The sequence below is a fragment of the Bacillus chungangensis genome, assembly GCF_030812995.1.
GTDB lineage: Bacteria > Bacillota > Bacilli > Bacillales > Bacillaceae_C > Bacillus_CF > Bacillus_CF chungangensis.
The window spans coordinates 42,571-58,061 of record NZ_JAUSTT010000009.1 but is presented as its reverse complement, the minus strand read 5'-3'; the positions used below and the strand labels follow the sequence as shown (position 1 = coordinate 58,061).

Below are 15,491 nucleotides of genomic sequence, written 5' to 3'. Positions count from 1 at the left end.
ATTAAAAAAACTATGAGGTGAAAAAAAGGTTAGTTAAGATATTAAGGAAGTAAGGTAATTTGTAATAGTTCCTTTAGTATGATTAATTTCTCTTATTTATTACAGATTTTAATTAGAAAGAGAAGAGGTATTTAAGTATGATTAATACATACGATCAAGTAAAACATGCAAAGATTATACAATTATTTGAAAAAATATCTGCAAATCAGCCTGGTTGTGCCTATATCGCTAGTTTTGATAATGGGGTAACGTATAAAGGGGCAATTGGATTAGAATCATTAGAAGAAAGTCTACCAATAACAACAAAAACAATTTTTAATCTTGCATCTGTTTCTAAACAATTCACAGCATTTGCAATTTTATTGCTGGAGCAGGAGGGGAAATTGAGTTTAGATGATTCGATTTTGAAGTATGTTCCTACTATAGGTGAGTATGCTAGACCTGTGACAATTAGACACTTAATCCATCATACAGGCGGTTTAGTTGATTATATGGATTTAGCGGAAGAGAAAGAAATTTTAGAAACAGATAAATTAACTGTTAAGGAATCATTAGAACATCTTGAAAATCACCAAGTAGCTGATTTCGCTGTAGGTACAAAGTTAGAATATAGTAACACAGGATATTTTTTATTATCTCTTATAGTAGAAAAAGCAAGTGGACAGAGTCTGCGTGAGTTTGCAAAGGAACGTATTTTTGAACCTTTAAATATGAAAGATACATCAATTGTAGACTCTTATCCTACAAATTTATCAACTGCTCGTGGTTACACGAAAAACGAGCAAGGAACGTATGAAATCTTTGAGAGCCCCTGGGAACATACAGGTGATGGGGCTGTACACTCAAATGTTGAAGACATGATTAAGTGGGGAGAAAACTTCGCTTCAGGTAAAGTTGGAGGGAAAGAGCTTGTTAAAAGAATCGAGGAAGTCGGACCAAAAACAACGCCATCTGGTGATAAAATTATTGACAATGTAGACTATGCTTTTGGCATATCTTATGGTCAATCTTTCGACTTTCACTATTTAGAACACGGCGGACTTTGGGTAGGCTATCAGTCACAATTCTTACGCTTTCCAAAAGAAAAATTGACAATTGTCGTATTAAGCAATTATGAAGATTTTGAAACTTACAAGTATGCACATAAAATTGCAGAAATCCTTCTAGGAGTACATAGCAACATCGTTTAACGTCAATATTGAGGCATTGTCAGTGATCATCTGAGATTATTGTTGCGACTGACTGTGATCGTGGAGGAAAAAATAGTACTCGATTTATAATTCTAAGAGCTGATTTTTGAATATAAATGTTACTTGGAGTACAAAAAACTTTTTAGAATGTTTCGATATATCCTTGGAAACTAAGTAAAAAATTACAACTCGGTTGTTTTATTTTTAGTAGCATGGCAGAATAATAAGTAAAAAAATATCCCATCCCTATATTCTTGTGAAAAAAGTTATTGTTTTAGAGCTATTTTAAGTGCGAATGTAAAGTACACATGAAAATTTCGGAGATTCGCACCTGAATTTCGAAATTTTTAACCAAATTTTTCAATTTATCTATGTGAATTTCTTTATTTCACTAAAGGAAAAAGTTATTTTTAGGTTAGTTTGCGATTTTTGTAGGTTATTTTAACCGAAAATCGCTGTCACATCCTATGGATGTGTGGATTGAAATTTTATTGTTATGATCTTTTTCGATCACACCTACGGGGCTGTCCAGAAAGTCAGATTTCTGACTTTCTGGACAGCCCCTTCTTACCTTTAGTCAAGTGGTTTTTGGTATTAGGCGCATTTTAATTGCATACATCTAAAAAACTAAAAACCCGATAGAGATAATGATACCGCTTACAATAAGAACCATCGTACAAAAGCCCATAATATCTCTGGCTCTTAGACCAGCAATGGCTAAAGCAGGAAGAGCCCAAAATGGCTGAATCATATTGGTCCATGAATCTCCCCAAGCCACAGCCATAGCCGTCTTCGCAGTATCGACCCCCAACTCCAGACTAGCTTTCAACATAATGGGGCCTTGTATAGCGAATTGTCCTCCACCTGAGGGAATAAAAAAATTGACGATACCTGCACTGATAAAGGTTAAGAAAGGAAATGTCATCTCATTCGAGATGCTAACAAAAAACAAACTTAGTTTTTCCGCCATTCCTGAGGCGACCATCATCCCCATAATACCGGCATAGAAAGGGAATTGAATAATAATGCCTCCTGCATTTTTAACAGCATCTTGTACACTGTTAAGAAAACGGCGCGGCGTCACATGAAAAAGGATGCCTAAAAATAAAAAGATAAAGTTAACAATATTTAGATTGAGCGAACCCCCATCAGCAATAAAATAATATAATAGAAAAATGATACCCATCGTTCCGATAATAAAAGAGATGAGCTTACTATTTTCCAATCGATCAGCAGGTGTATTCATCTCGATTGTTGCAGCTTGGGCTTCTTTACTATTTTCTAAAAGGGTCGGGTCAATGTATACATGATCTTCCGTATAGTTTGACATGAGTCGGTTTAATAAGGGCAATATGATTAATAAAGCAACCACAATAAATAAATTGAAGCCAGCAAAAATAGTTTGGCTAGTAGGAATAACTCCAATCATGTTTTCCATAAAATGTTCAGGAGTAGCAACGGTCAATGGGACCGAACCAGCTAAGCCCCCATGCCATAAAAGGAAACCACTATATGCACTTGCTATCAGCAAACGATAGTCTACTTTAGGTATGACTCTAGCAATCTGTTTCGCAAAGAGTGCACCGATTACTAACCCAAAGCCCCAGTTTATCCAACTAGCAATTGAAGAAATGAAGGTAACGAGAATAATCGCTTGCCCTGGTGTCCGAGCGATTTTAGCAAGGCTGATTAAAATAGACTTAAACACTGGGCTGCTAGCTAAAACATAGCCAGTTACTAAAACGAGTGTCATTTGCATCGTAAAGGATAATAAGTCCCAGAAACCAGTTCCCCAAAACTGAACCATTTCAATGGGTGTACTTCCTGTCGTTATGATTCCAGCAACAAAAACAATAAATGTAAGGATGATCGCAAACAAATAAGGATCAGGTAGATACCGTTGCACAATTCGATCAAAAAATAAAGTTAAGCTTTTTAGCAATGCTTCGTCCCCCTTTGGTTATGTATGTTATTACCTTATACTGTAAATTATTTATCCCATATCTAACTAGCGAGTCAAGACCCCACCTCGGGGATTAAGAGGAATCGAAGAAGTCTAGGTGGGGGATAACTGAAAGTCAAATGTCCGATTGGTACGGGCCGACAAGATAAGGGAAGCTTCGGCAGGGACACATCGCACGAAGAAAAAGCGGTTTTCTTTTTCGAGGACGTTACGACATTAGCCTTTGTTCTACTTCCCATCAGTGGAAATTTCACTTATTTTTCTGAAATGTCATTAGCTGTTAAAATAGAAATACTTTCATTAACCTGCACAATCCCAGTCCACGAAAAAAACTCCTAACAAAAATCCTCTCATATGTTTTTAAAAAATAACCCTATCGTTTAAATATTATAGTGTATCATTCAGAAAAATAAAACATTTAAAAATTATATGATTTTATTTAAACTAATTGAATGAACGCTATATTATTTTGATAAATAATCTCTTTTTGAAAAAACGGACGGAAAACCCCTATTGATTTTTTTTTGAAAAGTACGAGTAAAAAAATCTTGATGGACATTGAAAAAACGTGTTCAAAATGATATTCATTTGCCTTAATATAGATATAAAGATGGATGAATGTTCATTAAATCTATCCATTTTTTCACTATTAAAGCATATACAGCCTATAACCTCTTATTTTAAGATAAGGAAGGGAAATGTAATCTCGATTTATATATACTAATTAAACCATGTTGGAGGATAAACATTTATGAAAAACCCAATATGCAACGTAAATTGGATCGAAAAAAACAACCTGATCGATGATTTATTAAAGGAAGCCTCCTTAACTACTGATCCAATGGATCAAGGGTTTGAAGCAGAAGTCATAAAGATAAATTCAGATAAAGAAAGCTTTGTATTAAAAGTATGGAATCAGCGTTCTAAACCTGATGTCAGTTTTCAATTTCATTTATTGAATGTCCTTTTTGAACGTGGGCTGTCAGTTTCTAAACCAGTGGGTTGGGGGATAAATCCGAATACGGATAAAGTACTGCTAACTACCTTTGATGGGACGCCTGTTCTCAAGGTGAATAAGAAGAAAATAATGGATATTGCAAACCTACTATCAAACATACATCAAACAACTCTTGAAGATTTAAAAAATATTCAACTGCCAAAGTACGATTTCATTGACTATTTTTATCCTGGAGTAAGAGAACATCTAGATTTATATCATGCCTTAGTTCCTCTTGTTCAAAGGGCTCAGCTGAGACAAGATAAATTGATTCATGGCGATTTCCATTTAGAAAACATATTGGAGGATAATAAGCGATACACCGTCATTGATTGGACGAACGGCCAATTAGGCGACATTAGATATGATTTTGCGTGGTCGCTCATTTTAATAAAAATATATATATCAGAGCGCTATGCCGAAGTGTTTCGTTCCGCTTATTTATTGGAAAATGATATTCCGGAGACAGAAATGAACGTTTTTGAGGCGATCGCTTGTCTTAGATGGATATTGCTTTATAGAAACGGCGGTACACCGCAAAGACCTAGTACAATAAAAAGGATAAAAAATTTCCTCATAAACAATCCATTTCTAAAAGATATGTCAATAAAAAAATATAGAGAGGTAATGGAATGAATTTGGTTTAATCTTAGACATCTGTAGATTACAGTTGTTTTTAAGTATCATTCCCCACCTCCCTATTCTTTGGAAGCTCGACAGTGAAAACAGAGCCGATGCCGAGTTCACTTTTTACATGGATGGCTCCGCCGCTTAGCTCTACAATGCGCTTAACTAGCGGTAAGCCAAGGCCGCTTCCCTCGGATGAACGGGATTTGTCACCTTGATAAAATTTATCGAATAGATGTTTTTTTGTCTCTTCATTCATGCCTATGCCGTTGTCGGCAATCTCCGTAATAATGTGATCACCGGCTTCAGAAAGACGGACGGAGATTTTTCCGCCTTCATTTGAGAATTTAATGGCATTGTCTAAAAGATTGAGCCATACATGTTGTAAAAGGTCGACACTGCCGCAATAGCGAACTGGTTCCAAATCGATATCCAACTCGATATTTTTTTCACTCCATTGCGGTTCAATCATAAGAAGACTTCTTCTTATTTGCTCGTCTAGGCTAAATTCGACGTTGTCGGTGATAATTTTCTGATTTTCAAATTTTGACAGCTTTAATATGTTGCTGGACAATTTTGATAACTGGCGGGTTCCGGCGATAATCATATCCGTATATTCCCGCCGTTCATCAGCGGAAAGCTCTTCGTCCTGCAAGAGCATTGCGTATCCTTGCATAGAGGTGATGGGCGTTTTAAATTCATGGGATATGTTGGTAACAAAGTCGTTCCGCATTGTTTCGATGCTGCCCAGTTCTTGCACCATTTTATTAAAACTTCGTGTCAGATCGCTCAGTTCATTATGTCTGTCTATCTCTACTTGGATTTTAAAATTCCCTTTAGCAACTTCTTTTGTTGCTTTATTTAGTTCTCGAATCGGATGCAGCACTCTTTTTCCAGAAATAGCCGTCAACGTTGTCACGAGAATGATACTAGTAAGGAGAATGAGTGCAATATGCAAAAAAATGTTTGGCACGCCTAAAGTGATGATGTTCAGCTTTATTAGAATATAAAATAAAAATGCGATCACAAAAGAAGAAATAAGCATAATGAAAAAAACGAGAAGAACGAGTGCAAATCTTAAATTGTACATTGCTCTTTTCTTCATGATTTTTTCACCGCCTTATATCCCAATCCTCGGACAGTCATAATTTCAAAGTCCGAGTTTGTTTTAAACCGCTCCCGCAGGCGCTTAATATGGACGTCTACTGTCCGCTCATCCGCCTCAGAATCCACTCCCCATATTTCGTCCATCAGCTGCTGACGGGTAAAAATCTGCCCTGGATAGGAAAGCAGTTTGAAAAGCAAATAAAACTCTTTTTTCGGAAGAACTGTCGCATCCCCGTTCTGGGAAACAGTTAAAGCATCGTAATCCAGCACAGTCTTCCCAAAGGTCAATTTATGTTCATTCACTATTTTCGAACGGCGCAAGAGGGCTCCCACTCGTAAAACCATTTCTTTTACATCAATTGGTTTTACCATATAATCGTCTGTCCCGACCATAAAACCTTTTTGCTTATCTTGAAAGCTTTCTTTTGCAGAAACCATAAGTATGGGCAGGTTGTAATTAGCATCTCGCAGCGACTTTGTCAGCTCGTAGCCGTCCATATTCGGCATCATAATATCTGAGATAATCAAATCAATATATTCTTTATTTAAAATTTCAAGTGCCATTTCCCCGTCCTCGGCGCAAAAGGCTTTATATCCGTTTTTTTTGAGAACTGCAGCCATGAGCTGCCGCAGTTTTTTATCATCTTCAACAACAAGAATGTTAAACATGACATTCACCTCTCTCAGTGTTTCTTTATATACTGATTCTCTCATTTAAGTATTTTATGCAAAGTTTTAGAAAATCCAAAGGGGTTTATAGTTATTTTATATCATAAAGATGAATTCAAGATGAACTAAAAAAATGTTGCACTCGGTTGTTCAGTTCATATTGGATTCATATTGAAGTTTTAATATTGGGTAGAATCGAATGTTGTAGAAAGGATGAAAATAATCGTATGAAAGTGATATTCAAGTACTTAAAACCTTTCTCATTCATATTAGTCATGTGTGTTGCATTGCTCTTTGGCCAGGCTATTAGCGATTTAAGCCTTCCAAATCTTATGAGCGATATTGTCAATGTTGGTATTCAGCAAAACGGCATTGAAGAGCAAGCACCGCAGGCGATTAGTGAAAATGGCCTTGAACTAATAAAGCTGTATATGAATGAGAATGACAAGCAAGTGATAGAAAAAAGCTATACGCTTGTACAGCCTCATTCTGTTCAAGCAAAAGATTACGAAAAAGACTATCCCCTGATGAAAGATCAGGCTATATATGTTTTGACAGAGACAGATAAAACAAAGCTCGAGAATGTAGAAAAAACATACGGCAAGGCTGCCTTTGCGTTTATGAAACATATGCAGTCCATGTCGCCAGAGAGCGGCGAAGCTATCGATACGACTGACAGTGAAACAGGCTTTGCAGATGTAGATATAACAGAAATCTATGAAATGCTGCCTATGCTTAGCATGATGCCTGATGAAGCCTTTTCGGATGCGATTGCTGCTTCAGAGTCAGCAGATTCTATGCTTCAAACACAAGTTGGTGTTGGCTTTATAAAGCTATTTTACACCGAATTAGGCACTGATTTAAATGCGATGCAGCAAAGCTATATTCTTGCCAAAGGTATGCTTATGCTGCTTATAGCCCTTGGAGGGGTTGCGGCGGCAGTGCTTGTAGGGTTTTTCGCTTCGAGAACGGCTGCAGGTGTTGCGAAACAACTTCGCCACGATGTATTCGCCAAGGTTGAAAGCTTTTCCAGCAAGGAGTTTGATCAATTTTCCACAGCGTCGCTTATCACTCGTACAACAAATGATGTTCAACAAATACAAATGCTTATCGTAATGGGCATCCGTATGATGTGTTATGCGCCCATTTTAGGTATCGGTGGAATCATCATGGCTGTAGGAAAGAGTGTCTCCTTAAGCTGGATCATTGCCGCCGCTGTTGTCGTGCTCATTGGGCTTATTTTAGTTATTTTTGCGGCTGCACTGCCGAAATTTAAAATGCTCCAAAAGCTCACTGATCGGATCAACCTTGTCAGTCGAGAAAATCTTAGCGGCATGATGGAAATTAGGGCTTTCGGCAATCAAAAGCATGAGGAAGATCGTTTTGAGGTTGCTAACCGCAATCTGAGAAATACAGAACGTTTTACACAACGCGCCATGGCATTTATGATGCCTGTCATGATGCTCGTCATGAACCTGGTGACGCTAGTTATTGTATGGGTAGGCGGACATGCCATTGCAGAATCTACGATGCAAATCGGCGATATGATCGCTTTTATGCAATATGCCATGCAGATTATTATGTCATTCCTGATGATTGCCATGATGTTCATTATGGTGCCGCGTGCTTCCGTTTCAGCGGCCCGGATTGCAGAGGTTTTAAATACAGAACCGGATATTGTGGATTCGAAAAATCAAAAGAAACTTTGGGAAAATGTGGATAAAACGAAAGGAGTAATCAAATTTAATAATGTATCCTTTCGCTATCACGGTGCCGAAAGTGATGTGCTTCAAAATATCAGCTTTACCGCTCGTCCCGGTGAAACTACAGCGTTTATTGGCTCAACAGGTTCAGGTAAGTCTACGCTGATTAATTTGATACCTCGTTTTTACGATGTTACTGAGGGTTCTATTGAAATTGGCGGCATCAATATAAAGGATGTGTCACAGCATGAACTCCGGGAGGCAATCGGCTATATTCCCCAAAAAGCTGTTTTGTTCAGCGGTGATATTGAATCCAATATCCTCTATGGTAAAGAGGATGCAACGGCCACAGAAATTGATAAGGCAATAGAAGTTGCACAGGCAAAGGAATTTGTGGATGAAACAGAAGAAGGACTGCAAACAGCTATTGCACAAGGCGGCGGAAATGTCAGCGGTGGACAGAAACAGCGTCTTGCCATCGCACGCGCTCTTATAAAAAAACCGTCCATCTACATTTTCGACGACAGCTTCTCCGCTCTTGATTTTAAGACAGATGCGGCACTGCGGAAAGCGCTGAAGGAATACACAAGCGATGCGACGGTATTTATTGTTGCCCAGCGTGTCAGTACCATTATGAATGCCGAGCAGATTATTGTTTTAGATGCCGGGAAAATTGTTGGTAAAGGTACACATCAGGAGCTCATTGAAACTTGCCCCGAATATAGGGAAATTGCTGAATCTCAACTGGCGAAGGAGGAGTTGTCATGAGCAAATCCAATAACAATACAACGATGAAAGGTCCCGGCGGCGGTGGGTTTATGATGGGAGGTGCAAAGGCAAAGGACTTTAAAGGCAGTTTTAAAAAGCTTGCAGCCTATCTCGCGCCATTTAAAATTTGGATTTTCGCAGTTGTCTTGCTTGCGATTATATCTACCGTGTTCACTATTTTTGGGCCAAAAATATTGGCAAAAGCTACCGACGAGTTAAGCAATGGCATTATCAGCATTATTACTGGCGGCAGCAGAGGCATTGATTTTGGATTTATCGGCAAGATTATGATAGTCCTTCTTGCTCTGTATTTAGTGAGTGCGTTATTCTCTTATCTGCAAGGACATATCATGGCTGGCGTTTCGACAAAGGTGTCATATAACCTTAGAAATGCCATCATACAGAAGATCAATCGGATGCCGCTTGACTATTTTCACCGTACAAGCCAAGGCGATGTGCTGTCCCGTATTACAAATGATGTAGATACCTTGAGCCAGAGCCTTAACACAAGTATTACACAGCTGATTACTTCGATCACAACGATCATCGGCGTTCTTATCATGATGCTTACAATTAGTTGGAAGCTCACTTTGGTTGCGCTGTGTATTTTGCCTGTATCACTTATTTTAGTAGTAGCTGTTGTAAAAAGGTCGCAGAAGTACTTTAAGGGTCAGCAGAAGTATCTTGGAACAGTCAACGGCCATGTTGAGGAGATGTATGGTGGACATCTTGTAATGAAAGCTTTTAACGGCGAGAAAAAATCGATCGAGGCTTTTGATGGAGAAAACGAAAAGCTTTATCAATCAGCTTGGAAATCCCAGTTTCTCTCCGGTCTCATGATGCCGATTATGAGCTTTATCGGAAACCTTGGATATGTAGTCATCTGTATCCTTGGCGCTTCAATGGCAGCTAAAGGTACGATGACAATTGGTGGTATACAGGCATTCATTCAATATGTCCGTAGCTTTACGCAGCCTGTTACACAGCTTGCAACGATCTCTAATCAACTTCAAATGACTGTTGCGGCGGCAGAACGTGTATTTGAATTTTTAGATGAAGCAGAGGAACCTGTTTCTAAAGCCATTATGCGTATAAACCATACGGATGAACCTGACACTGTATCCTCTGTCCACATTAACGGTGATGTCCGCTTTGAAAACGTTAAGTTCGGTTATGACCCGGATCATATCATCATTAAAGACTTTTCCGCTAATGTGAAGGCAGGTCAAAAAATAGCAATTGTCGGCCCGACTGGTGCAGGTAAGACGACAATCGTGAAGCTAATCATGCGCTTTTATGATATTAACGATGGCGCCATCTATGTTGACGGCTATGATATAACAGATTTCAAGCGTGAGGATTTGCGCACACAGTTTGGAATGGTACTGCAAGACACTTGGCTTTTTAATGGAACGATTATGGACAATATACGATACGGAAAAAGGGATGCTACAGATGAAGAAGTAATAAATGCTGCGAAGGCAGCACAAGTAGACCATTTCATTCGTACTTTGCCAGATGCCTACCAGATGGAGCTAAATGAGGAATCCACCAACGTATCACAGGGGCAAAAGCAGCTCCTTACAATAGCGAGAGCAATCCTGTCCGACTCAAAAATCCTGATTCTTGACGAAGCGACAAGCTCAGTTGATACAAGAACAGAAATACTCATCCAAAAGGCGATGGATAATTTGATGCAAGGACGTACCAGCTTTATCATTGCCCACAGGCTTTCCACAATTAAAAACGCTGACCTCATACTCTGTATGAAAGACGGCGATATCGTGGAACAGGGCAAACACGACGAACTGATACAAAAAGGCGGCTTCTATGCAAACCTTTATAACAGTCAATTTGAAAGGGTATCTTAGAAGTCGTGCGGTACAACTGTGTAAGTAGAACAGTGATAGGCTTATAACCTACTAGATTTGGCTGATAAACCACCAACTTCGGCTTATAATTTACATGGATTGGCTTATAGATCATGAATGTCGGCTAATAAAAAACATGAATTTGATATGAACAACCTAACAACCTGAGTCTTCATACTAGGACTCAGGTTGTTTTATAGCTAAAAAAAGATGAATTCAAGGCAATCGATAGAAAGAGGAGATTAACCCGAAAAATTGGTTTTAAAAGTACGATATGAAAAATGTGAATTAATTTTAAATAAGTATGTATTTTAAATGATAAATAAATAGAAAGATGTTCTGTATCATTTCGCTATACTTGTTATGTAATATTAGGAAAGTGGGGATCGTTATCAAAAAACCGAATTTTAACGTTGATCAAGTTACTTCTGTATCTTATGCCGCAAAACGTTTTGGAGAAATTAGAAAAAAAGCGAAACAACTTCCGAAATTTATTTCTGAAAACAATAAAGTTGATACCGTTGTCTTAGATTATATAGAATATGAAAAAATGTATGTAGAATTGGAATCATTAAGGGAACTTGCATGGGAGTATAAAGTAATGCGGCGTATCCAAGAAGCAGATGAGAATCCTAATCAATCTACCAGCTTAAGAGACGTTATGGAAGAAGATGAGTATAAAGAATACCGCTCTATGAATGCTGATGAAATCCCAGATGATGAGTTATTTGAAGAGGACTAATAAGTGAGTAGAAGATTTGAAGTCAACCTAATTCCTGAAGCGGTAAAGGAATATAGGAGATTAGATGGTTCAATAAAAAAACTGGTCAATGTGGCATTTCGCAAGCTAGAAGAAAGAGCAGACGAACTGGGAGAAGAATTGTTTGATAAAAAAGAAACAAAACTGCTAGGATGTCGAAAGATTAAATTTAGGAAACACGGAATACGGATCGTTTATCGAATCATTAAAGGCAAAGTAGAAATTGTACAGGTTATTGCTATTGATAAACGTGGAGATGACGAAGTATATAAAATAGCAAGCAAACGATTAGAAAAATAAATTATTCTTCAAGAGCCACTAGCATTAATTATTCCAGAAGATTAAAAATAAACAGTATGTTCGGAAATAATTGGTTAATGGCATAAAAATCTTTTGGATAAGTCGCTCCTGTCCAAATCCAGCGCTTAGCTTCAGTCAAGGTATACAAGACAACTAGCTACTTCCTGTCGGGATGTAGCTTTTTATTTTTATCAACTCCCCTTTCCTTCTTCATTTATTACTAACGTTTCAGATTTTAAAAATAATAAAATGTCAGCAAGTGTGATTACGAAGTTAATACTATATCCAAGTTGGAAATGAAATTAAATTACAAATTATGACAATTATGTTAAATAATTAGATTTTAAACATATTTTTGTTTTAACGTGATATGATGTGTTTGGAGGTAAGGAAAAAATGGAAGGGGAGGATATATTTGAGTATATTAGATGAGAGAAAGCTAAAGTTGCATAAACGAATCAGACAATTTGAAATAGAAGGTATCAGCATGATCGGGAATCTAAATAATGGAGCGATTATTGGCCTGGATGATAAAGGTAAAAATCTCATAAATAGAATAAACAACAATGATTTTATACATAAAGATTTATTAGATCATGATGAACAGCAGTTGTTAGATCATATGATTGAAAGAAATTTTTTTACAGAAGAAGAAACCAGCTTGAAAGCAGCATATGTTCATTTAACTGATAGATGTAATTTACATTGTGTTGGCTGCTATTCATTTGTTGAAAATAGGAATGCAAGAGATGTTTTGTCATTTGAAAGCATATGCTTTATTTTAGATCAATTAAAATCTAATGGAGTCGAGCAAGTTGTATTTTCTGGTGGTGAACCTTTTATCCGAAAAGACATTACGGAAATATGCAAGTATGCAAAAGAGGAGGCAGAGATATTTAATCTGCATGTCATCACAAACGGAACATTAAAATACGACAAATATGTAGACGCGTTTTCTTATATTGATGGACTAAGTATTTCTATAGATGGCTATAACGAGGAAACACAATTTATTAGAGATAAAGGAATTATGCCGAGAATTATTAAAAATATTCATTTTTTAAAGGAAAAAGTACCTGTTACGCTTATTGCAACGATACACAAAAGAAACGTTCAATATGTAGATGAGTATTTAAAATTTTCGAAAGATTTAGGTGTGCAGCTCTCTTTTAGTATTTTTACAGTTGATCCTAATGATAAAACTTTTAAAGATTTTATATTTGATCATAAATCTCTGCTGGAATTTTCAAATAAGATCATTCATTTAGATAAAAATGTGAAAGTATTAGATACACCAACTGGTGAAATAGAGTTAACTTGTCGAGGAAATTGTGAAGTGGGGAAAGAAATGGTCAGTATTGGAGCCGATGGCACCATTTATCCATGTCATATGTTACATGATGCAAGTTTAGAATTTGGCAACATCTTTGACATTTCATTAAAAGAAGCCCTTCAAGCTCCAGATAATCCTTTTTCGAAATTAGATGTGGATGATATCAATGGTTGCAAGAATTGCGAATATAAATATATTTGCGGCGGAGGGTGCAGAGGAAGAAGTTGGTTGTATCACAAAAGTTTACAACACAGAGATTCATATTGTCCATTTATAAAAAATTTCTATCAAGATACTATTTCTAAAGTAAAGGAATCTATAAATCAGTAGAACTTAAGAATTTCATCCATTAAAGGAGGTGAGAATCATGTTATTTGCAACTCAAAAATCAGTAGCAAAAGCAAACTGTGTTAGTGTAGGTACTGTAGTTTGTGTCAGTTACGGTAATAAGAAAGGATGGTAATGAGGAATGGGTAGTATTGTCCGTTTTGTTCAATACTACCCATTCAAAAATATTGATAGGAGAAATATTTCATGATTTTAAAAGTAAAAGATGTAAGTAAATATTATGGAAAGCATCTTGCTTTAAGTAATTTTTCCATAACTATTAAGCCAGGAGAAATTGTTGGCTTAATAGGGAAAAATGGCTCTGGAAAGACGACACTTTTGAATTGTATTGTTAATAATATTCACATTTCCTCTGGAGAAATTTATGTTGACGATAAAAATCTTCTTGAACATAAACATCTCATTGGTCATTTTGGTGTTTTAATAGAAAGTAGTTTTTTAGATTATTTGAATGCATATGAAAACTTAAAATTGCTCATGATGGCTGATGGAATGAGAGATGTAGATAATATAGATAGCCAACTTAATGAAGTACTAAAATTAGTTGGACTTGATCAAAGAAAAAAAGAATTCGTGAAGAGTTACTCTTTCGGGATGAAACAAAGACTTGGTCTAGCTCAAGCACTTTTGAATGATAAAGAATTGTTAATTTTAGATGAGCCATTGGTGGGTTTAGATGTAATGGGGCGTGAGTTAGTGAAAAATATTATTGTAGATAGAGCTAAAAAACATGGAAAGGCGGTTATTTTCTCCGATCACAACCTTAATGAAGTAAAAGATATATGTGACAGAATCGTATATATCGAAGATGGAATTAAAAAGTATGATGGTGTTTTTGATGAAGGGAAAAAATACATCATTACTGTAAAAAGTTCAAATGAGCAGATGAAATCACTTCTATTAAAAGAATTTGGCAATGATTTAGACATAGAAGACGATGTACTCATCTTAAAAAAGTTAGAAAGATTAAACCATCTTCTGAAAATCCTTATTCATCATGAAGTAAGTATTCATGAAGTTGACAAAATGGAAGGCTCACTCATGAGATTTTTCAAAGGGGATAGTGGCAATGTTAAACATAAAGTCGATATGGAACATTGAAATAAGGAAGCTCTTACGTCGTAAAGATGTCTGGATTATGCTTACGATGTTAGGTATACCGTCTTTATATAGCATTGGAGTATTTTTTAATTCTTCGGTTGTTGTCTTTAGTGGCGATGAAAAAGAATATGCATTTAGTTTTTTTGTGAATATGTTTAATTTTGTGAATATGATATTTATCTATTTCTTTATTTTATCCCTTATTGCAGCTAGGACATTAGGAGGGGAAATTGAAAATAAAAGCATTTTATTATATACACAAAGAATGAACGACCGCAAAAAAATATATAAAGCGAAAGTGCTTTCAACTATCGCAATATTCACCCTAATGTGCGTTGTATTTTTTATTGTCAGCATATTAATGTTTTATCTATTTGCTATTCATAGAGAAGACATCATTTCAAGTGAATTTATTATAAAAGACGAATTATTAACCTTGTTATTATGGTTCTTATCTATGTATTTTATTTATCTATTTACCATTTGTTTTAGTACGATGTTAAGTTCTTTTTTTAAGACGAATACTGCAGTGATCATTTTTAGCATCGTTTTTATTATATTTATTTTTATCTCGAAATTTCCGGCAGTAAAATACTTTTCTTTCCAGTATTACGTTTCAGAGCTTGGAGAAATTGATTTTGCTGATACATCGAAAGCATTACCGCTTTTTTTAGCTAATTTGGGGCTTGTTTCCATTTATTCTTTCATCTGTAACTTTATTGGGATTAAGCAATTTGAAAGGAGAGATCTATAG

Annotated in this window: 12 protein-coding genes; 9 read left to right on the top strand and 3 right to left on the bottom strand. The window is 36.4% G+C overall.

Going from position 1 to position 15,491, the window contains the following annotated elements; genetic code table 11:
• Positions 1-137: 137 nt before the first annotated feature.
• Positions 138-1,190: a serine hydrolase domain-containing protein gene (locus J2S08_RS08805; protein WP_307228671.1), complete on the top strand. Its 1,053-nt coding sequence runs from the start codon at positions 138-140 to the stop codon at positions 1,188-1,190.
• A 619-nt stretch (positions 1,191-1,809) separates the two neighbouring features.
• On the opposite strand, the gene J2S08_RS08800 is transcribed toward J2S08_RS08805, so the two are convergent.
• Positions 1,810-3,132, bottom strand: a complete 1,323-nt coding sequence (locus J2S08_RS08800) for a short-chain fatty acid transporter (protein ID WP_307228669.1) — start codon at positions 3,130-3,132, stop codon at positions 1,810-1,812.
• Positions 3,133-3,904: 772 nt separating this feature from the next.
• On the opposite strand from J2S08_RS08800, the gene J2S08_RS08795 reads away from it, so the two are divergent.
• Positions 3,905-4,786 carry an aminoglycoside phosphotransferase family protein gene (locus tag J2S08_RS08795; protein WP_307228667.1) on the top strand — a complete coding sequence of 294 codons (882 nt, stop codon included), beginning with the start codon at positions 3,905-3,907 and terminating at the stop codon, positions 4,784-4,786.
• Positions 4,787-4,826: 40 nt separating this feature from the next.
• Here the strand turns inward: J2S08_RS08795 and J2S08_RS08790 are convergent, their stop codons facing one another.
• Positions 4,827-5,882, bottom strand: a complete 1,056-nt coding sequence (locus J2S08_RS08790) for a sensor histidine kinase (protein ID WP_307228665.1) — start codon at positions 5,880-5,882, stop codon at positions 4,827-4,829.
• Positions 5,879-6,553: a response regulator transcription factor gene (locus J2S08_RS08785; RefSeq protein ID WP_307228663.1), complete on the bottom strand. Its 675-nt coding sequence runs from the start codon at positions 6,551-6,553 to the stop codon at positions 5,879-5,881. The genes J2S08_RS08790 and J2S08_RS08785 overlap by 4 nt, the downstream gene beginning before the upstream one ends.
• 227 nt (positions 6,554-6,780) lie before the next feature.
• Here J2S08_RS08785 and J2S08_RS08780 point away from each other — a divergent pair, with 227 nt between their 5' ends.
• From J2S08_RS08780 to J2S08_RS08750, 7 genes are all read left to right on the top strand, one after another.
• Positions 6,781-9,024 carry an ABC transporter ATP-binding protein gene (locus J2S08_RS08780; RefSeq protein WP_307228661.1) on the top strand — a complete coding sequence of 748 codons (2,244 nt, stop codon included), beginning with the start codon at positions 6,781-6,783 and terminating at the stop codon, positions 9,022-9,024.
• Positions 9,021-10,895, top strand: coding sequence for an ABC transporter ATP-binding protein (locus J2S08_RS08775; protein WP_370875655.1), 1,875 nt, complete (start codon positions 9,021-9,023; stop codon positions 10,893-10,895). The genes J2S08_RS08780 and J2S08_RS08775 overlap by 4 nt, the downstream gene beginning before the upstream one ends.
• Positions 10,896-11,274: 379 nt before the next feature.
• Positions 11,275-11,637, top strand: coding sequence for a hypothetical protein (locus tag J2S08_RS08770; protein WP_307228659.1), 363 nt, complete (start codon positions 11,275-11,277; stop codon positions 11,635-11,637).
• A gap of 3 nt (positions 11,638-11,640) precedes the next feature.
• Positions 11,641-11,955 (top strand): type II toxin-antitoxin system RelE family toxin, encoded by a 315-nt coding sequence (locus tag J2S08_RS08765; RefSeq protein ID WP_307228656.1) that lies wholly within the window; start codon positions 11,641-11,643, stop codon positions 11,953-11,955.
• 415 nt (positions 11,956-12,370) lie between these two features.
• Positions 12,371-13,618 (top strand): radical SAM/SPASM domain-containing protein, encoded by a 1,248-nt coding sequence (locus J2S08_RS08760; RefSeq protein ID WP_307228654.1) that lies wholly within the window; start codon positions 12,371-12,373, stop codon positions 13,616-13,618.
• A 204-nt stretch (positions 13,619-13,822) separates the two neighbouring features.
• Positions 13,823-14,737 carry an ABC transporter ATP-binding protein gene (locus J2S08_RS08755; RefSeq protein WP_307228652.1) on the top strand — a complete coding sequence of 305 codons (915 nt, stop codon included), beginning with the start codon at positions 13,823-13,825 and terminating at the stop codon, positions 14,735-14,737.
• Positions 14,706-15,491: a hypothetical protein gene (locus tag J2S08_RS08750; protein WP_307228650.1), complete on the top strand. Its 786-nt coding sequence runs from the start codon at positions 14,706-14,708 to the stop codon at positions 15,489-15,491. Before J2S08_RS08755 ends, J2S08_RS08750 begins: the two co-directional genes overlap by 32 nt.